Here is a 20,072-nt window from a genome sequence, read left to right as displayed (position 1 = left end):
TTCGCCTTTATACGCTATTCGCTCTATTTATGCGTCAAAAAAACACTTAAATAGCATTTTTCAACTTTTTTTTACCGGCCAAAATGGCCTTGGGCATCATGGTGCCTTTTTCGCAAAACCCTTATCCGGCAAGGATTTTAACTTTTCATAGGGGGCTTAACCATCCTAAAAATGGCCTTGAGTTGGTTTTAAAGAGGCAAAAACCTGCAGTATGTTTGCATCATCAAAACGAAACAAACCTTAAAACATACAATTATGAAAACGAATTTGAAGAATTTTAGCAGATTAGCCATCGTAGCAATTGCCTTAACTGTAGCATTTTCTGCAACAGCACTGGCTAATGGTGGTGAAAAAGAAAAACCCGCTAATACTGAATTCAAGTTCATCGGAAACGTGGATAATCAACCCGTATTCGAGTTAAACCTGATCAACGTAGATGATGAGTATACTGTATCTTTCCGCGATGAAGCTGGTAATATACTGTATAATGCAGCCTTCAAAGGCGCCGCTGGTTTAACTAAAAAATTCCTGTTGAAATCTTCAGATATCAGCGATATAGATGAAAATCTTACTGTGATTGTAAAATCTAAAAAGACCGGTGCTTACGAAGCATACAACATCAACAGAAAGCACACCTTTTTGGAAGAAACAGTGATCAGCAAAGTGAAGTAATAACTCAGGTTCGCAGTTCAGTCAATCATCATAGAGTGTTTTATAAAGAAAGCCCCGGCGTTTACCGCCGGGGCTTTCTGATTTTCGTATATAGTGGCGCTTAATGCGCGAAATCTTCCTCGTAATTTCCCCTGATCCTTTCCATCGAGGGGTTGAAATAGCCGAACTTTACGTGTGGAAATTCCTCATGAATCAGCTCCTGCAATTGTTTTACGCCTAATAAATCTCCGGTTTCATAAGCGCCTATTTTGCCCATGTACCAATCGGGATCGATGTTGAAATTACGCCACTGGATCATGTTCAGGCCGGTATCGATAATCAGTTTGCGCAGGGCTTCATATTCTTCCTCACAATCCGTCATGCCGGGGAAAACAAAATAGTTGATGCTGGCCCAGCCATTGTAGCTGCGCATCACTTTTAAGCTTTCAACAATATCTTCAAACTGGTAATTATTGGGGCGGTAATACGCTTCATAAATATGTTTGCGTGCCGAGTTCAAACTTACCCGGATGGAATTCAGTCCTGCTTCGCACAAAGCTTTCACTGCAGCGGGTTTGCTGCCATTGGTGTTGATGTTGATGCTGCCCTTGCTGGTATGCTTACGTATTTCAATAATGCTTTCGCGGATGGTTTCCCACATCAGCAGGGGTTCGCCTTCACAACCCTGGCCAAAACTCACAATGGGGTAGGGCGCCGATTCCAGGTGCGGAACGGTGAATTCCACAATTTCTTCGGCAGTAGGTTTAAACGTGAGGCGGTCCTGGGTTGAAACAATTTCCTCTTCCTGCGGCTGAAACGAGATACAACCAATACAATTGGCGTTACAGGCGGGGGAAGAAGGGATGGGACATTCCCAGCGGCCCATAAAATAGTTACGGGCGGCGGGACAATGATACGTTAAGCAACAATTATCGGCCAGGTGTTTTACCAGCCGGTTGTGGGGATAGGCTTTCAGGAACTTTTCCACCCCCGATTCGATGCTCTCAGGGTCGAAACCGGCACATTCCTGCCTGATATCCTGCTCAATACGCACCGCCGGCACAAAAAACTGCTCATTATGCCAGCCTACTGCCGTATAGCAGAACAGGGGCAGGGTAGGCGCGTCGGGCGCCGTTTCGTAAGCTGCCAGGAACAAACCAGTGTGGGCGGGTGGAATAAATGCCGCTACGGCCCAGCCTTTATCACACAGGCGCATTTCGCCGGTAATTACGTCAATCCCGATACCCCGGCGGCCGGGCAATTCGTACAGGGAGCCCCCATCGGGCAGCAGGATCCAGTCTTCTACGGGCACCTCATAGGCGTCCCAGCCGGCCCTGCCGGTAGTATACAAAGTGGTATCCTCAAAAATGTTTCCTTTTCCGTCAGAATACAATAAAAACGGAGAACTCTTCAATTCAGACATTTTGTTCTTTTTCAAGCCTTCTGCACTAAAAATCCAGGCTATAAGCCCTAAGCGATAAGCTATAAGCAAATACAGTTAGCGCTTTCTGGCTTACAGCTTACGGCTTACCGCTTAAAGCTGTTTTAAATAATGCCTGCAAAATTCGTGAATTTGATCGAGTTCTTCGAATTGAAGATTTTTACGAAGGTCAAAATGGTAAGATTTATCGCCGGAAGCCGCAATAGTGATGGAATCGTACTGAGCATCAATATGATCGATGTTGGACCAAATCACAAACCGGCTTTCGGGCAGGGCGGGAATGGTGATGCCCGTATGGTGAATGGCCACATATTCGCTGGTAAGCATTCGCTTCTCGCACAGGAACAGATAGCCATAGGCTGCACTCATCAATGCATGTCCGGCCCCAACCACCCACTCGCTGTGCATACAGGAATTTAAGCCAATACCCAGGAAAAAGATGATCTCAATGAGGCGGAAGAACAGGTTCACCAGCGGCAGATCGGCTGCAATATTTTTTCCGGCCATGGCCAGGATAAAGATGTCAACTGCCATAAAAACCAAACAACCCAAAAAAAGCGGACTGCTATGCGGCTGATTGATATGCGACAGCGCATGTACTAAAATCAATCCTCCGGCAGTAAGATGCAATAAACGGCCAGCACCTTTCAGTTTTTGAAATGCCGGGTGAACAACAGGTAAGGCAAGGGAGTTCATACGCAGTTATTTTTTATTGAGATGCGGCCGCTGATTAATTCCATATGAATTCTTAAAAAAATTAACGGTTACCCACAGGGGCATGGCAGACGGCACACATGGGTTATTACAGGCTGATAAAGTTGACCGAGTTGACAAGTTAACACGTTAATAAGCGCCCGCGTTGAGGACTGTTAAGTTTTATCGCAAGGGTGCCAAACTCCCCCTCCGATGGAGGGGGTTGGGGGGAGGCCGCTTTGCCTTCTGCCATTTGCCATATTATTGGTAATTTTAAATCATGGAACAATCAGACAAACTCAGCCGCATTGTGGAAGCCCGCATGAAATTGAAAAACCGGTTCGAAGAAAAAATAAAACAAACGCCTTCTGTGGCCGATACCCGGCCCATGGGCACCGGTAAACAAAACCGGCATGGTATGCCTGAAATTCCTGTTGGGCAAACGGAAACCCGCAAATGGCCGGTATTGGACCTGGGCATTCAGCCGGAGATTCCGTTGGCAGAGTGGCAACTGGTAGTGGATGGCGAAGTAGAGCACCCGGTTACGTTGAACTGGGACGATTTTATGGCCCTGCCACAAACTGACGACACCTCCGATTTTCATTGCGTTACTACCTGGAGTAAATTAAATATGAACTGGAAGGGCGTTCGCCTGCTGGATCTGGCAGCCCTGGTTCAACCCAAAGAAACAGCTACCCATATTCTATGTTATGGGTACGACGATTATACCACCAATGTGTCGCTGGAAGAAGCCTTGAAACCCGATGTGTTGCTGGTGCATACCTACGAAGGTCAACCACTGCCCATTGAACACGGCGGTCCCGTGCGTATGATAACGCCGCAATTGTATGCATGGAAAGGTTCCAAATGGATAAAACGTATTGAATTTCTCCCTAAAAATGTCTTAGGCTTTTGGGAAGAACGCGGGTATTCTAATACGGCGTATCCGTGGAGGAATGATAGGTACAGTTAGTAGTAAAACAGCAACAGTTAAGCATGATTTGATTTGAAATGCAGGATTTGTGTTATCTTAAAGTTCATTAACCAAAAACTTTATCATGAACAAACTTATCCTTCCCATTATCCTGGGGATTTTTGTACTTTTCTTTTCGGGGAAATCAATACCAAAAAATAATTGCGGCCCTACCGTCAACATTACTTACGATAACGATCTGAATAATCAGCAGATAACTAAACTTACGGTTACAAACAGCGCGGGACAAACAACAACATATACCAATCCTTCATTCCCTATTACATATTATGGCTCAGGCGGTTTATTGACAGTTGTAGTTTTTTTAAGCGGCCGGGATAATTTTTGCATATGGTCATGGGTTCAAGATGGAAGCGAGTGTAATGTTGTTAATTACCACAATTCGCCTGGTGGGTCTTTACAGTTTATTACCACTTGCAATGAGTATCTGGTAGCGATCGTTGGACTTGATCCACAGGAATATGGTATTTGTCCTTAGAGAGGCATAAGATCAATGATGGGTATAAAAATATAATCATATCATGGCCACCGGTAGTAACTGGTGGCCACTTTCACACTCCTCTCAGGGCGCTGCTTCATAAATTTCAGCTTCAATAATACTCAGCGTTCCTTTGGCTTTTGAATCGTCGCGGGCAACGCCATCATCCAGCTTTTTGCCATTTACTTCCACCATGGTATTACCGCCTTCATCTTTTGAAACCTTCGCTAACTGTATTCTCACTTTTTTTCCCTTCTCCGGTTTGCAGGCAATGGTATAATAACCCAGGGTAGGTTTGGTTGAACCGGCAAATACTTCCCTGCCATCTACCGTAATAATCAATGGATAGGCACGGCTGCGAAAATTATTCAGCTTTAATGTTACCTCGCTGACAGTAGCCGGCCGTTCCAGTTCGTATTCTATCCACGCAGTTTCCAGTTTACCATCATTTACCCAATCGCTTAACTCGTTATCATCATAGCTGGCAAAAGCACTGTCGGTATGCGCGCCGGCCGTTGCTTTTATAATGGCAATTGGTGTACGGGTTATCGTATAAGATGGTGTTGCTGGCGTTGGGCCTCTGTCGAGCCTGCAAGGCAAACCTGCTGCCGGAAGCCGGGCAGCCAATCCATCGTTTTCTATAAAAGGAGCGGAAATTAGTGTGAGGCTGGCGGGTTGCAACCCATCGGCAGTAACCTTTACCGATATTTTTCCCGGGGTGGTGGTTGAACGGATCAGCACCCGGTTCACCCCATTTTCAACAGGCAGGCTTTTGGCCAGGATGTAATTATCTGGTCCTATGGCCATACCACCGCGCCACTCGGCGGGCCCTTCCAAACTAAAATGAATTGTATTCAACGCCGTAGGACAGCGTTCGCCTTTGGCATCGACCACCTCCACTTCTACCAGCGACAGGTCCTGCCCATTTGCAATAAAAGGCGCCGGTCTTTCAATATTGGTTAACCGTAATGCAACGGGATTGCCTTTGGTAGTAATGGCGCCTTCGCACACTTGTTTTCCATTGGCGTCATAACCCGTTGCGGAAATAGTGCCGGCCTGCCATTCTATATTTTTAAATGTGAACAGAAAGCCATCGCTTTTTTGTCCATACCCCAGCGATTTGCCATTTACTTTTAATTCAACTTTATCTGCCGTAGATACTACGTAAACATCTTTCTTTACGCCCGATGCATAATTCCAATGGCCAATAATATGCAGACTGTTTTTCTCCGGGTTCACCCATCCATTCCACATTACCTGGTTGGCATAATAGTTTTGCTTCTTAATGCGCAAGGCATCCACCTCGCCGCTGCACCGGTAATTTTCCGCCCCGCGGTGATGGGTATTGGTTTCTGAAAACACGATATTCACACCGCCTGCACTCACGCGCCTGCCGGTACCCGGACGTTCATTCCAGAATTCAAACCAGCGTTTTACATTCTCCACCGCATGCGATTCCATATTGCGGTTATACACCGCCGCGTTTTGTCCATTGTATTGAGGCCCGTCGCCATCTTTGTGAAAGGGTGGGGTATGGTCGTCCCAGTATTTGCGCGAACCTTCATCCCGCGAATATTCCATGGCCCACATGGGAATGTGCGCGCTCTTATTGGTATATAACATTTCACCACCGTATTCAGCCACTTTGCTGTCGAGCATTTCGCGGGAACCGATGGCCCGGCCCCCATGCGGATCGTACTGATCGCGGATGGCCTTCATCTCAGCCATATGCGCTTCGCTGATAGACTCATTTCCCGATTCATAAAAAATGATACTGGGATTATTTTTATTGTAAATGATGGCATCGCGTATCACCGCTTTGCGTTGCTCCCACCGGGTGCCGGTGATATCATGTTCGGCATCGCCCGCCTGCATGGATTGCATCAGGCCAACGCGGTCGCAACTTTCAATATCCTGTTTCCAGGGCGTGATGTGCATCCACCTAACAAGATTGCCATTTCCTTCCACCATTAAACCATTGCTGTAATCACTTAACCAGGCCGGAACGCTTAACCCAATGGCCGGCCATTCGTTGCTGGTGCGCTGGGCATAACCATGCACCATAATTACCCGGTCGTTCAGGTAGATCATGCCATCTTTAAATTCTGTTTTACGAAAACCTGTCTTGGTGCTTACCACATCCACCGCTTTACCATTCACCTTTAACGTAGTTTGAACCGTATATAAATACCCATACCCCCAGCTCCAGAAATGCAGATCATTTACTGGCGAAGCCGCGTTCACCGTAGCTGTTGCGCCGGGCGCCAGGGTGGTTGCAGCACCGGAAAAAGTTTTTACCGGCGCGCCTTTTGCATCGGTTACAGCCACTTCATACACTATGTTCTGCGGTTGAGTGGTTTCATTTTTTATTTGTGATTCGGCATGAATGGTAGCGGAGCCGCCTTTGATGTTATACTGATCGGCATATACATATACCCCTGTAGTGCCCAATGTAGTGAACAATGGCAGGGTTTGATACAATTTACCGGCAATGTGCAGGTATACATTCTTGTTAATGCCGCCATAGTTGGCATTGAAATTTTTATCTTCCCACTGAAATTTGGTATTGGTAGCGCGTTCATGATATTCCCAGCTGTTATCGATGCGAACAGCCAGTACGTTTTCGGCATCGCCTGTATTTACGAGATCAGAAATATCGAACCCAAAAGCAGTAACGCCGTTCTCATGCAGGCCGATCGGCTTTCCATTTAAATAAAACTCACCCGCCTGCCTGATGCCTTCAAACTCCAGGAATATTTTTTGTCCCTTTGCAGTTGCAGGTAATTTAAAATGTTTGCGGTACCAGGCAATGCCGGTAGTAAGGTCTTTTATATCTTTTTTAAAAGCGTCGTCTTCGTTCCAGGCATAGGGCAGGGTTACCGGTTTCCAGCCGGCATCGTTAAAACCGGCCTCTTTGGCATCGGCGTTATCACCCACCAGCACTTTCCAGCTGCTATTAAAATTATATGTGGTGCGTTGTGCATGGGAATACAGGCAGCAAAATGCCAGGAAGAAAGCAAGGAAGCATTTTTTCATCATATGGCGCATAATAGTACGTACTCAAATATAGAAGCCCCATCCGGGGCAACTATCCTGTTGAGTCCTGAAAACGGCAGATCCCAGGGTTTCAATTTCTATTTCCGGCTCCTTCATCAACTTCGTCAACTTTATCAACCCTGTCAACCTGCTTCCCCCTTGTCAACATGTTAACTTGTCAACGTATCAACGTCTCAAGCCAAACTGCTCCGAAGCAAATTTCAAATACTGCTCCCAGTCGTACAAAGTAACCGCATGTTTACCGCTCCGGATGTGATAGCGAACGGTTTCGCCAACTGGTGTATTCAAGGGAGGCATGCTACTGGTATCGATGCCTTTTTTCCCAAATAAAGCATATACCCTGCTGGCTTCCCGCGCACTTAAAAACTCACCTTTCGGATCGCTCCAGGTATCTTCCACGGCACTGGCCACGTACAAAGGCCGGGGCGCCATTAACGACAATAACATATGTCCGTCTACAGGTAGTTTGGTCACATCATCGCCATAGGTTTTATATTTTGCCACAAACCAGTGCGGGAAATGGGCCGTGATAATTTGCACGGTTTCGCCATACCATCTTCTCGATAAGGCAGCTCCGCCTTCGCCCGATTCGTTGGAAACGATGAGCGCAAAACGCGGGTCGCTGGCGCCGGCCCACAAAGTGGCTTTGCCCAGGCGGGAATGCCCCATCAGCGCAATTTTACCGGCGTCGATATTTTTATCAGTTTGTAAGTAATCAGCGATCCGGCTTAACCCCCAGGCCCAGGCGCCCATGGTGCACCATTCATCGGGTTGAATATTCAGCACCTCTTTCAGCGTGGTGCGAATGCCCGTGGTGTAGCCGGTGGCGGTATCGGGTTCAAGATCGCCATAATAAGCAGTGGCCAAAGCAAAGCCTTTTGATAATATGGTTTTCAACTGCCAGCTGGCGGTATCGGTTCCGCGCGCTGCCTCGGTAGCGCGATTGTTCACTACGCCTTTTCCTCTGAAATACATCCACCGGTTGCTCAGCAACACATTTTTTTCGGCGGTAATGGTATGATTGCCGCTGAAATTATATGCTACAAAAACCGGCGCCGGTGTTTTAACCGCATTGGGCAGATATAATAATACATCCATGTATACCGATGTATCGGCAGGATGCAAATAAATGCGCACCTGTTTGCGGGTGGCTAGTCCATCCAGTGCCTGGTTGTCTGTTTCCAGGATCTTAAAGCGGCTGATTGTTTTCGTTGCCGGATACCGGCCGAACTGGTTTTTCTCGTATAAATGATAAATATAGGGCCGTTGCGCATGCAGCCATTGATTGCTGTTGATAACGGTTTTGCCAATGGGCATTTGCAGTACATCGGGCAGGGTATAAGGTGGCACCTTCGATTCGTCGGTATTGGAAGGAAAATTCTGGGCCCGCGCAGTCATTGCAGTCACGACGAAAAGCAGTACAGCCAGCTTACAGGTGCGATTATTTTTCATATAACAGATATTAAACGGATCCGCAATTTATTGGGTAAATTACATTAAATCAAAACCCGGATAAAACCATTCAAACTACTACGATGGACAAACAACCCACTTATGGAAATGGTAAGATCTGCTATATTGAAATGGCAGCTGAAGACATAGAGCGTTCTTCCGACTTTTACAAAGCGGTATTTGGCTGGAACATTCGCAAGCGCGGCGACGGCGCTACTGCGTTTGACGATGGAGTAGGTGAAGTAAGCGGCGCCTGGGTAAAAGGCCGCACCCCGGCCACCACGCCCGGCTTACTGGTGTATGTGATGGTAGACGACATTGAAGAAACGATCGCCAAAGTGATCATCAATGGCGGTACTATTGTGCAACCGGTTGGCGAAGATGCGCCCGAGATCACCGCCCGTTTTCGCGACCCTGCCGGGAATGTGATCGGATTGTATCAAAATCCGCCCCAGACCTCCTAAATTCAGCCTACTTTTGCACTCAACTATGAAACAACGGAAATTCCTCAGCGCGCAATGGCTTAGGCTTATTATGGCCAATTATGTGGTTGATCCCGCCATCCTGCAACCATTCTTACCCGCCAAAACAGAACTGGATACCTGGAACAACCGCACCTACGTAAGCCTGGTTGGATTTCTTTTTCATAATACCCGCGTAATGGGCATTCCTGTTCCTTATCATACCAGCTTTCCCGAGGTGAACCTGCGTTTTTATGTTCGCTACAAAGAAAATAATGAGTACAAACGCGGCGTGGTGTTTGTAAAAGAGATCGTTCCCAAGCGGGCCATCACTTTTATTGCCAATTCGCTTTTTAAGGAGCGGTATGTAACGCTGCCCATGAAGCACTTCGCCAATACCGCCAGCAACGAACAGCATGTTGGTTACCACTGGAAATTCAATGACCACTGGAACGGCATTGAAGCCAAAACCGGGTTGGCCAAGTTTCCCCTGCAGGCAGGCAGTGAAGAGGAGTTTATTACCGAACATTTCTGGGGTTATTCCCGGATGAACCAGCACCTCACCGGCGAATACCAGGTTTCTCATCCCAGCTGGAACGTTTTCCCCGTAGACCAGTATAAAATTGATTGTGATTTCGCCAACCTGTACGGTCCCTCCTTTTCGGTTCTGAAAGACCAGGCGCCCGTTTCTGTTTTCCTGGCCGAGGGGTCGGATATTAATGTGTTTAGTAAGCGGGTGGTTTGATTGCCGGGTTTTGGGTTTTGGCTTTTGCCTTTAACCTTTAGGCTTTTACCAGTTTTCTTCACTTCTACATTCAACATTGGACATTTGACTTTCTCATTCTTCATTCCTGATTTTTCATTTTTCATTTCCCGAAGGGGTATTTCTTCAGCACTTTTTTAGCCCTGGAATGAAACGCCGCCGTTTCATACTGCCAGCGTTCTTCTATAATCAGTTTTAATTCCGGTTTGATGTCCGGGTATTCGGCGGACAGGTTCTCCAGGATGGTGAGCGAAAAGGCTTTAACGGCCGGGGCGGCATTGTTATCGGCAATAAACTCAAAACAATCGTTCATCACCTGTCCGTGAAAGCGTTTGGGAATGTTTACGTATTGAAGCAGCCGCACTATATTTCTAACCACCGCATTATGCACCCCGGGCTTTTTCAACAGGGGCAGTATTTGTTTAAACCAGGGGGTTATCAGTTCGGGGTGATGCTCCACACAAATACTCAGGGGCCAGGCTGCCCGTTGCGTTACCCGGTACTCACCTTTTAAGAACAATTGCATCAGCTCCGTAAACCGGTCTTTATCGCCCCCTACATATTTTACTATTTTCTCACATTGGGTTTTGGAATGCTCCTTTTCGATTGCTTTTAATAAATCCATATAAATTTGAAAATAGCCATTTAAAATTATCAAATGAAAAAGACATACTTAGTAACTGCTTTTCTGATTTGTATAGTAGCCGCCTGTACCCGGAAAAAGAGCGGCGGCATCGTTGTTTTTCAAACCGACTTTGGGCTGAAGGACGGTGCCGTAAGCGCCATGAAGGGCGTAGCCACCGGCGTTGATCCCGACCTGAAGTTGTACGACCTCACCCATGAAATCCCGGCCTACAATATCTGGGAAGGGGCTTACCGGCTGCAGCAAACCGCCCCCTTCTGGCCGGCCGGGACGGTTTTTGTTTCGGTGGTTGACCCGGGTGTGGGAACCAGCCGGAAATCGGTGGTACTGAAAACTAAAACCGGGCATTATTTCGTCACGCCCGACAATGGCACACTTACCCTCATAGCTCAATCTCTTGGCATTGAAGCGATACGGGAAATCAATGAGGAAATAAATAGAAGGAAAAACTCCCAGGGTTCTTACACTTTTCATGGCCGGGACGTGTATGCTTACACCGGGGCCAGGCTGGCTGCCGGGGTGATCAGTTTTGAACAGGTAGGTCGTGAATTACCACCTGCCGTGGTGACCATTCCATACCAAAAAGCTGTGGTTCAGGGGGATTCGATCCTGGGTAACATACCCATTTTAGACGTGCAATATGGCAACATATGGACCAACATTAACGATTCGATTTTCAAAGTGTTACACGTGGAACCTAAAGCAAAAGTGGAGGTAAATATCAATAGAAATGGCATCCCGGTTTTTAACGGGGATGTTGAATTTGTACACACGTTCGGAGACGTGCCGGAAGGAAAGGTGCTGGCTTATATGAACAGCCTGATGAACTTTTCGCTGGCCATAAACAGGGGCAATATGGCCGATTCTTTTCATATAAACAGCGGAGCGGAGTGGAATATTGTAGTCCGCAGGAAAAAACCAAATTAATTTTTACACAATTCTTCACAAATGGTGGATAACCAAACAAATAGGAAAGAAGGGAAAACAGAAAATTCATAACGTCTCGACCATGCCAACGCCGAATAAACAAATAAATTGAATTACATGTACTTATATACTTTATCAACACTTAAAATGCAAATAAAATATTAGAAGCTCAACCAAATTACTCATGAAAAGTGTCGCATCGGTTCAACGAGACGGCACTTTTTGTTTTTTGAGGTCAAATAAGCCATAGATCCCGGGAAAACATTTTAATTTTTATTACAACAAACCATCTTAATAATTTGATTATTAGCAACTATAATCAACTGAAATGAAATGAAAAACCGGTAAGGCATGAGGTAACAACAGATGAAGAGGGTAATGGTATGATGGCGTTTTGTTACTAAAATCACTTTACATACCCGCCTATGGGACGATCGCTCGGACAGGGATGCCAGACATGATGAGTTATAGACGCGGAACATACACCAGACTCCAGAGGTATTGCCTAACCATTGTCTAAGTATTGCCTGGGTATTCTCTGGAGACTCTAGTCCTATAGAGCATCCCCAGAGAATACCCTGAGAATACCTGGAGAATGTCCAGAGAATACCCCGGCAATCCCCCTACAATCTAAGGCCATTCCGGTACCTTCCCATAACCCTGGATTTAACCTGGAACCTGGAACCTGAAACTTTGAACTTTAAACCAGGAACTAAAAACTATCGCTTCGACTTCAACACTTTTTCAATCAACTCATTCATTGAGCTCCCCGCTATCCACCGGGCAACGATAATGAGGTCGTTTTCAGGATCCACATAAATAATATTGGGACCGGCGCCGATGTGGGCAAAGGCGGAGGCCGGGGCGCTGGCATATAACTTCTTGTCTGTATTCAGGTAAAAATTCATAAACCCATACGTGGGTTGAACCGGGGTTGGGGTGTGGGCCATTTTGAGCCAGGCTTCTGAAATGAGCTGTTTATCTTTCCATTTTCCATTTCGTAAGGTAAGGTACCCGAACCGGGCCTGGTCGTAGGCACTGATGAACAGGCCGCCGCCCCAATGCGATCCGCCGCTCACCGACTGCATCAGTTGGCCATCCATTACCACCCAGGAGTTTTCGTAACCCGTCCAGCGCCAGGTGCGGGAGGCGCCTATCGGGTCCATGATCTTTTCTTTTAATACCAGGGGGAGGGGTTGGCGCCACAGGTTCAACAAGGCCAGGGCCAGCACATTTACCCGGGTGTCGTTGTATTTGTAGCTGGCGCCGGGGGCGTTCCGTTTGCGGGTCTGCCATTCATCGGGATTCTGGGTTGGCCGGTCGGCCCAATCGGGTTTACCCCAAAGCGTGCCTTCCCAGTCGCTGGTTTGCCGCAACAGGTGGTTCCAGGCAATGGTACGGTTGTGGTCGGTATCAAACAGGTCGATCACGTCTTTGTGCAGCAGAGCATCGGACTTATCCGCTGCCAGCCGACCCGGTTCGTACGGAATTATGGGCGCCATGTAGGTATATACCTTATCATCCACACTGGCTATCAGCCCGGCGTCATAAGCCAATCCGGCCACAGACGACAGAAAGCTTTTAGCCACGCTAAAAGTCTGGTCTACCCGGCCGGGCTCGCCCCACTCAGCAACAATATATCCGTTCTTTATAATTAACCCGGTTTGGGGCCCGCGTTCTTTCAAAGGCCCAACCGGATAGCCAAACGGTTCCCGGCCAAAAGCGCTTTGGTAATGCGCTTTTTTCAGATCGCGCGGTTCTTTTGTTTCATGCGCCTGTGCAAAAGCTACGGCCTCCTGCAACAAAACAGAATCCATTCCAACCGTACCGGCGGCGCGATGCTCCCAGTTTCCCGGCGGCGGATAATAGATAGCCGGCTTTTTTTGCCGGGCAGTTGCTGGTAATGTAATTGCTAATCCTATAAACAGGCAATGCAGATAAGTAAGATATTTCATGGTAAAAAGGTTGTCGGTTACAGGTTTCATGTTACAGGATACCAGGCAATACTTAATTTTCCCTGAAACCCGGAACCTGGAACTACGGTTACCGGAGCCTGGCATCCGGTAAAGGGTAACTAATTTACTAAGTATTATCTTCTAAGTTAGTTGGTAAGTTCATTAGTTTTACAACCTATTATTGCAAAAAGGAAGGAATTAACCACGTTAAAAACAGTACCTGATCTATGACAATAAAAAACCTGCATATTCCAAAGCGTTCTAACCTGGGTGAAAATGGCGTTACCGTACTGGCTGGTGATATCGGCGGCACAAAAACCAACCTGGCGTTTTACCTGGCTACCGATGCCGGATTGAAAATAATAGAAACCGGCAGGTACCCCTCAGCAGAATATGCATCGTGCGTTGCTATTATGCAACAGTTCTTAGCAGAAAAGAAATGTCCGAAACCCGACAGGATCTGCCTGGGTGTGGCTGGTCCCGTACTGAATGGAAAAGTAAACCTCACCAACCTGAGCTGGGGTATAGATATCCAGGATGTAAAAAAATCGATGGGCGTGGAAGCGGTATTTCTGTTGAACGACCTGGAGTCGATGGCTTATGGACTGGCGGGATTGACAGACGATGATTTTATTACCCTGCATGCCGGCGATGAAAACAGTGCCGGTAATATGGCCATCAATGCGCCAGGAACAGGATTGGGTCAGGCCGGTTTATTCTGGAACGGCCAAAACCATTTTCCCTTTCCAACAGAAGGCGGACATGCTGATTTTTCGCCGCGCACCGATGACGACATTGCCTTATTAAAATACCTGCAAAAAGAATATGGCGTAGTGAGCTGGGAGAAAGTGGTGGCAGGGCCGGCCATTGTAGACATCTATCGTTTTTTGCGTGATGTAAAAAAGATGGAAGAACCGGAATGGTTAAAAGAAGAACTGGCAAAAGAATCACCTGACTCTGCTGTTATAAGCGGAGCGGCTATTGAAAATAAATCAGCGATCTGCGTAGAGGCCATGGATCTGTTCGTGCGCTATCTCGCTCGCGAATCATCGAACCTGGTATTGAAACTGAAAGCTACCGGTGGGTTGTTCCTGGGCGGCGGTATTCCACCCAAAATTGCACCGCTGTTATTGCAAAAACAATTCATGGAGCATTACATGGACTGCGACCGCATGCAACATTTACTGGAGAATGTACCCATCAGGATCATTAAGAATGACAAAGCGGGTTTGATTGGCGCAGCCTGGTATGGAGCCTATTTGATGTAACTATAAAACATAAGCGAACAGCCCCGCTTATACGAGACTGTTCGCTTATTAATTTTACTTTACTGTTGTGATGTCGAGGTAGGAGATAGGTTGATATTCATTGTATCTCTTCTCTTAGTTGTATCTTTCTTTTTCTTAGGTGTAGTATCCTGCTCAATATAATTTCCATTATATTGTTCCGCTCTCACTGGGTGATTTGATACTACCATTGTAAATGCAAAAATGCAAAGACCAATGCCTGCCGCTAAAAAGCTTCTTTTCATAACTTTGAGTTTTTAGTATATAAAAGATTTAAATAAATGAACTAGTGTATGGGGCGGTAGGCTACGAAATCAGGTTAAGCAATCGGCTTGTAGTTTTTTAAAATCGCTAGGTTATCAATAGAGTAATAAGAATCATGCCAAAAAAATACAGACCAATTATAAATCTGCCTGTTATTTATTAATAATTTATAAGAACTACTTTAATCATCCTGTACTATTTATTGATAATCGGTAAGATATATTTCGATATACAATATTGCGCTCACTCATTCGTCTACCACTTTAAAATACCCTGATACCCGTATAACCAGCCACCAGCGCAGGATTTCAGGCGCTCATTTTATTTTTATGCAACATTGATTTATAAACATTAAAAATGTAAATCGCTTTATATGGCTCGTGGAAACAGACAGGATAACGGTGTTCGTAAACCGGATATGCCTAAAGCAAAACTGACCAAAGAAAATCTGAAAGAAGCGGTGTTAATTTTCAGCTATCTTAAACCATATCGCTGGACGTTTGTAACCGGTTTGCTTTTTATTGCGCTTTCCAGTGGCACGACCATGGCATTTCCTTATTTTTTAAAGAAGCTGATAGATAGTGCGCAGTCATTGAGCCTGGGAAAAAGTGCCGTATCGCCCGGCACTATTGCCTTATGGATGTTGGGTATTTTAAGTTTGCAGATGATCTTCTCCTTTATGCGGGTATATATATTTACGTATGTAGGCGAGCATGCGCTGGCGGATATGCGAAAAGAAGTGTACAGGAAAATGATCATGATGCCCATGAATTTCTTTGCACAACGAAGGGTAGGGGAGTTATCGAGCCGCATCAGCGCCGACCTGTCACAGATCCAGGATGCAGTGACCGGTATGCTGGCAGAAATTTTGCGTGGCCTGCTTACGCTGATCATTGGCATGGTATTAATATTTGTGCTTTCCCCGGCACTGGCCGGACTTATGTTATCGGTATTACCGGTTATTGTGGTGGTGGGCGTGTTATTCGGGAAAAGAATTCGCAAACTATCCCGCAATACGCAGGACCAGTTAGCCGATTCAAATATTATTGTGCAGGAAACCCTGCAAGGTATCAGCAATGTAAAATCGTTTACTAATGAGTGGTATGAAATAGGCAGGTATACCCACAGTTTACAGGATGCCGTTAAAATGGCCATCAACAATGGCCGCTTCAGGGGTTTGTTTGTTTCGTTTATGTTGATGAGCATATTTGGAACCATCATCCTGGTAGTGTGGTATGGAACTACCCTGGTGCAACATGGTCCGCTCACCTTTGGCGGCCTCACAGCCTTTGTTGTATATACCGCTTTTGTTGGTGGCAGTATGGCAGGCTTTGCCGACTTATACAGCCAGCTGCAAAAAACACTGGGCGCCACCCAGCGTGTACGGGAAATTTTGCGCGATGAAACCGAACCGGTAACGATTATTGATGAACCGGTGCTGGAGAAAAATAAATTACAGGGCGCTGTCACCTTTGAACATGCAGCCTTCAGCTATCCCAGCCGCAAGGAAGTGCATATCTTAAAAGATGTGAGCATTACCGCCGCACCCGGTGAACAAATTGCCATTGTAGGCCCCAGCGGCGCAGGTAAGTCAACCATTGCCGCCTTGCTGTTGCGTTTTTATCAGCCAGATGAAGGCAGGTTGTTATTTGATGGCAAACCGGCCGATACGTTTCCCCTTTCCCAGCTTCGCAAACAAATGGCACTGGTGCCACAGGATGTCATGTTGTTTGGGGGAACCATTAAAGAGAACATCATTTATGGTAAACCCGGCGCTACGCAGGCCGAAGTGGAAGCCGCCGCCCGTAAAGCCAATGCGCATGATTTTATTTCCGGCTTTCCTGAAGGTTATGAAACGGTGGTAGGGGAGCGGGGTATTAAATTATCGGGCGGACAACGGCAGCGTATTGCCATTGCGCGCGCCATTTTGAAAGACCCGGTTATCCTGGTACTGGACGAAGCAACCAGTTCGCTGGACTCCGCTTCGGAATCGGTGGTACAGGAGGCATTGGAAAATTTAATGAAGAACCGGACCTCGTTCGTAATTGCGCACCGGCTGTCAACCATTCGTAATGCCGATAAGATCATCGTGCTGGATGGCGGTCATGTAGTGGAAAGCGGCACCCACCAGCAATTACTGGCGCAGGAAGATGGGTTGTATAAGAGCCTTACGAAACTACAAGTGGAATTCTCTTCAGAAGATTAATTGTGATCCTATGTTTCGGCCCAAAGCAGAAAGGTGAAAGCCTAAAGCTAATATAGTCTTTGGCTTTAAGCTTTAGGCTTTACGCCTTCAGCCTGCAGCTGTATTCACAAATGCATCTCATTTAATAAGTTGCTAAAAATATTTGCTATTAAATCCACATTAATATTTCAGGGTACTGACCACCAGTTTATATTTTTTCCCGTCTACCTGCCGTCCCGGTAATAGGATTTCCGGATTCCGGTGTACAAAAAACAATTATAAACTGTGTAATGAAATCTGTATTAGCACTGTGTTTAGCAACGCTTATCGCAATATCCGTAGGGGCCCAAACCGACAATCCGGCAAGAAACAAACCAGCCGCAGCAGGCGGTGGTAAACTGTTCGGCCGCATTGTAGATTCAAAAAATAATAAAGGCATTGACGCCGCATCTGTACAACTTTTTCAAAAAAACAGCGACATCCTGGCAGGGGGGATGCTTACCAAACCCAATGGGGATTTTGACATCAGCAACCTCCGCAGCACCGATACCTTCAGGCTGGTAGCCACAGCTATCGGCTATGCTAAACAGGAACTGATCATCACTTTTGATAAATTGTCAAAAGGCAATGTAACCGTTGAAAAAGACCTCGGCAATATCAAACTGGCTGCCGAATCGCAATACCTGGGTTCCGTAACCGTGGTTGCGCAAAAGCCGGCCCTGCAAATGGGCATTGACCGCAAAACATTCGATGTAGAGAAGAACCTGTCATCAGCAGGGGGTACCGGTATTGATGTTATGCGCAATATTCCATCTGTTACAGTAGATGTGGATGGGAATGTATTACTGCGCAACAACTCGCCCCAGATTTATGTAGATGGCCGCCCTACTATACTTACTTTAGATCAGATCCCTGCCGACAATATTGAGCGGGTTGAACTGGTCACCAATCCTTCAGCAAAATTTGATGCAGCCAGCACAGGCGGGATTATTAACGTGGTGCTGAAGAAAAATAAAAAACTGGGGCTGAACGGAATTGTTTCAGCTGGCGGCGGTTCACCGGATATTTACAATGGTAACCTGGGACTTAATTTACGCCAGGGAAAATTCAATCTTTTTCTGAACGGAAACTTCAATCATTCAGGCGGCCGGCCAAAGTCAGAAACCTATCGCCAGGATAAAAATAACGGGGTTATTGAAGATTATTTCAATCAGTTTGCTTTTACAAATCGCAAACGGCAGTTTTATAATGTACGGTTTGGCGCCGATTACTTCATGGATAACCGCAATACCTTTACCTTAACACAAAGCTTTGGCGGCGGCCGCTTCACCAACCTGGAAGATCAAAACCAGGAATACATGGATGTAAGCCTGCAACCAACCCATTTTGGTTATCGTACTTCAGATGGCAAATCAACCAATGAACGCAGCAGTACCCAGTTCAGCTTCAAACATAATTTTGTGGAAGCCGGTAAATCGATCAGCGCCGATGTAAATTATAACCATGGCAGCAATGTTGACAATACCAGTATCCTGAACACATATGCAAACCCAGACGGTTCGCCCTATTCGCCCGACAGCCGCATCCACAACAATGGAACCGGCCTGAATAACCAGGTTACGTTCCAGGTTGACTATGTTGACCCGCATGGGGAGGATGGCAAACTGGAAACAGGTTTACGGTCATATATAAATGACAATACCAGTGTTTTTAATTCCTTCTCGGTAAATAACGGCAGTGAAACCAAGTTACCGCTCAGCAATAATTACAAGTATCGCCAAATGGTGAATGCCTTTTATCTTACCTATACAGGTAAAGTGCTGGGCATCGGTTACCAGGCCGGTTTGCGAGCCGAACATTCAAAGTTCGATGGCGAGCTGGTTGACAGTGCAAAGAAATTTGGGTACCAATATCCCAATAAGGTGAGTAATTTGTTCGATGCCCTGTTCCCGAGCTTATTCCTGAGTAAAAAGATAGGGGACGACAACGAGTTACAGTTGAATTACAGCCGCCGCATCAGCCGGCCCGACTTCTGGCAAATGAACCCGTTTGTTGATATCAGCGATCCGTTGAACATTCGCCAAGGTAATCCGGCCTTGCGTCCTGAGTTCACCAATTCATTTGAATTCAATTACAACAGGAATTATCATTCAGGAAATTTCCTGGGCGTTATTTACTTCCGCAACACCACCGGTGATATCACCCGCTACAGCGATACCATCACGGCCGCCCAATATCAGCAATTGAACAATGCAAGCGTTGGTCCAAGCGCTATTTTAAATACATTCATCAATGCGCAATATCAAAACCGCTGGGGCTCTGAACTGACCCTGCAGCAAAAAGTAGGACAACAGCTGGATATTACGCCAACTGTAGACCTGCAATACAAAAAAGTAAAATCGAATGTAAATAATATTGACCTGAGCAATGAAGGGTTTAACTGGGAAGCCAAACTGATCATCAACTACCGCGTGGTGTCAAAAACCGCGTTCTGGAATAAATGGAGTTTTCAGACAACCGGTGGCTATGAATCACCTGAAGTTATACCACAAGGTAAACGCAAGGAGATGTATGGCATCGACCTTGGATTGCGCAAAGAGTTCCTGAAAAACAAAGCCACCTTCACGTTCAATATAAATGATGTGTTCAACTCAAGAAAACGGGGAACCATCAGCGATACCGAGAATTTTTACCAGGACAGCTACCGCCGCTGGGATGTACGCAGCTTCCGCGCCACGCTGACCTACAAATTTGGTAAATCAGACTTCCAGTTGTTTAAGAAGAATGGTGGTAATCATGATGAAAACGAAGAAAGAGATTAA

The 20,072-nt window shown here is 46.3% G+C and carries 16 protein-coding genes; 9 read left to right on the top strand and 7 right to left on the bottom strand.

The window, feature by feature from the left end; translation table 11 throughout:
* Window positions 1–255: 255 nt before the first annotated feature.
* Window positions 256–672, top strand: coding sequence for a hypothetical protein (locus NIAKO_RS10265; protein WP_014218352.1), 417 nt, complete (start codon window positions 256–258; stop codon window positions 670–672).
* 100 nt (window positions 673–772) lie between these two features.
* On the opposite strand, the gene NIAKO_RS10260 is transcribed toward NIAKO_RS10265, so the two are convergent.
* On the bottom strand, window positions 773–2,074 hold the full coding sequence (locus NIAKO_RS10260; protein ID WP_014218351.1) for a radical SAM family protein: 1,302 nt from the start codon (window positions 2,072–2,074) through the stop codon (window positions 773–775).
* A 111-nt stretch (window positions 2,075–2,185) separates the two neighbouring features.
* The gene (locus tag NIAKO_RS10255; RefSeq protein ID WP_014218350.1) at window positions 2,186–2,788 is read right to left on the bottom strand and encodes a hypothetical protein; all 603 of its coding nucleotides are present in this window, start codon (window positions 2,786–2,788) and stop codon (window positions 2,186–2,188) included.
* 277 nt (window positions 2,789–3,065) lie between these two features.
* Between NIAKO_RS10255 and NIAKO_RS10250 the strand changes: the two genes are divergently transcribed.
* Together NIAKO_RS10250 and NIAKO_RS10245 are read left to right on the top strand one after the other, a co-directional pair.
* Window positions 3,066–3,758, top strand: coding sequence for a sulfite oxidase-like oxidoreductase (locus NIAKO_RS10250; RefSeq protein ID WP_014218349.1), 693 nt, complete (start codon window positions 3,066–3,068; stop codon window positions 3,756–3,758).
* Between the two features lie 85 nt (window positions 3,759–3,843).
* Window positions 3,844–4,257: a hypothetical protein gene (locus NIAKO_RS10245; RefSeq protein ID WP_014218348.1), complete on the top strand. Its 414-nt coding sequence runs from the start codon at window positions 3,844–3,846 to the stop codon at window positions 4,255–4,257.
* 84 nt (window positions 4,258–4,341) lie between these two features.
* Here NIAKO_RS10245 and NIAKO_RS10240 read toward each other — a convergent pair whose 3' ends face one another.
* Together NIAKO_RS10240 and NIAKO_RS10235 are read right to left on the bottom strand one after the other, a co-directional pair.
* A complete protein-coding gene (locus NIAKO_RS10240) occupies window positions 4,342–7,296 on the bottom strand; it encodes a glycoside hydrolase family 2 protein (RefSeq protein ID WP_014218347.1) in 2,955 nt (984 codons plus the stop codon).
* A 183-nt stretch (window positions 7,297–7,479) separates the two neighbouring features.
* Window positions 7,480–8,766 (bottom strand): glucuronyl esterase domain-containing protein, encoded by a 1,287-nt coding sequence (locus tag NIAKO_RS10235; protein ID WP_014218346.1) that lies wholly within the window; start codon window positions 8,764–8,766, stop codon window positions 7,480–7,482.
* A gap of 83 nt (window positions 8,767–8,849) precedes the next feature.
* Between NIAKO_RS10235 and NIAKO_RS10230 the strand changes: the two genes are divergently transcribed.
* Window positions 8,850–9,230, top strand: a complete 381-nt coding sequence (locus tag NIAKO_RS10230; protein WP_014218345.1) for a VOC family protein — start codon at window positions 8,850–8,852, stop codon at window positions 9,228–9,230.
* A gap of 25 nt (window positions 9,231–9,255) precedes the next feature.
* Window positions 9,256–9,972, top strand: a complete 717-nt coding sequence (locus tag NIAKO_RS10225) for a YqjF family protein (protein ID WP_014218344.1) — start codon at window positions 9,256–9,258, stop codon at window positions 9,970–9,972.
* A 121-nt stretch (window positions 9,973–10,093) separates the two neighbouring features.
* Here the strand turns inward: NIAKO_RS10225 and NIAKO_RS10220 are convergent, their stop codons facing one another.
* Window positions 10,094–10,615 (bottom strand): hypothetical protein, encoded by a 522-nt coding sequence (locus NIAKO_RS10220; protein WP_014218343.1) that lies wholly within the window; start codon window positions 10,613–10,615, stop codon window positions 10,094–10,096.
* Window positions 10,616–10,648: 33 nt separating this feature from the next.
* On the opposite strand from NIAKO_RS10220, the gene NIAKO_RS10215 reads away from it, so the two are divergent.
* Entirely contained in the window at window positions 10,649–11,560 is a 912-nt protein-coding gene (locus NIAKO_RS10215; RefSeq protein WP_014218342.1) for an SAM hydrolase/SAM-dependent halogenase family protein, read from the top strand.
* A gap of 719 nt (window positions 11,561–12,279) precedes the next feature.
* Here NIAKO_RS10215 and NIAKO_RS10210 read toward each other — a convergent pair.
* Window positions 12,280–13,515, bottom strand: a complete 1,236-nt coding sequence (locus NIAKO_RS10210; protein WP_041348380.1) for a serine hydrolase domain-containing protein — start codon at window positions 13,513–13,515, stop codon at window positions 12,280–12,282.
* 227 nt (window positions 13,516–13,742) lie between these two features.
* Between NIAKO_RS10210 and glk the strand changes: the two genes are divergently transcribed.
* Entirely contained in the window at window positions 13,743–14,783 is a 1,041-nt protein-coding gene (gene glk, locus NIAKO_RS10205; protein WP_014218340.1) for a glucokinase, read from the top strand.
* Between the two features lie 59 nt (window positions 14,784–14,842).
* Here glk and NIAKO_RS10200 read toward each other — a convergent pair whose 3' ends face one another.
* Complete coding sequence (locus tag NIAKO_RS10200; RefSeq protein WP_014218339.1) at window positions 14,843–15,046, bottom strand: hypothetical protein; 204 nt, start codon at window positions 15,044–15,046, stop codon at window positions 14,843–14,845.
* Window positions 15,047–15,438: 392 nt separating this feature from the next.
* Here NIAKO_RS10200 and NIAKO_RS10195 point away from each other — a divergent pair, with 392 nt between their 5' ends.
* Together NIAKO_RS10195 and NIAKO_RS10190 are read left to right on the top strand one after the other, a co-directional pair.
* Window positions 15,439–17,271 carry an ABC transporter ATP-binding protein gene (locus NIAKO_RS10195; protein WP_014218338.1) on the top strand — a complete coding sequence of 611 codons (1,833 nt, stop codon included), beginning with the start codon at window positions 15,439–15,441 and terminating at the stop codon, window positions 17,269–17,271.
* A 269-nt stretch (window positions 17,272–17,540) separates the two neighbouring features.
* Window positions 17,541–20,072 carry a TonB-dependent receptor gene (locus tag NIAKO_RS10190; protein WP_014218337.1) on the top strand — a complete coding sequence of 844 codons (2,532 nt, stop codon included), beginning with the start codon at window positions 17,541–17,543 and terminating at the stop codon, window positions 20,070–20,072.

This window comes from Niastella koreensis GR20-10 (genome assembly GCF_000246855.1).
GTDB classification, from domain to species: Bacteria; Bacteroidota; Bacteroidia; order Chitinophagales; family Chitinophagaceae; genus Niastella; species Niastella koreensis.
Note: the sequence above shows the minus strand (reverse complement) of the source record. Positions and strands in the feature narration are given on the sequence as shown.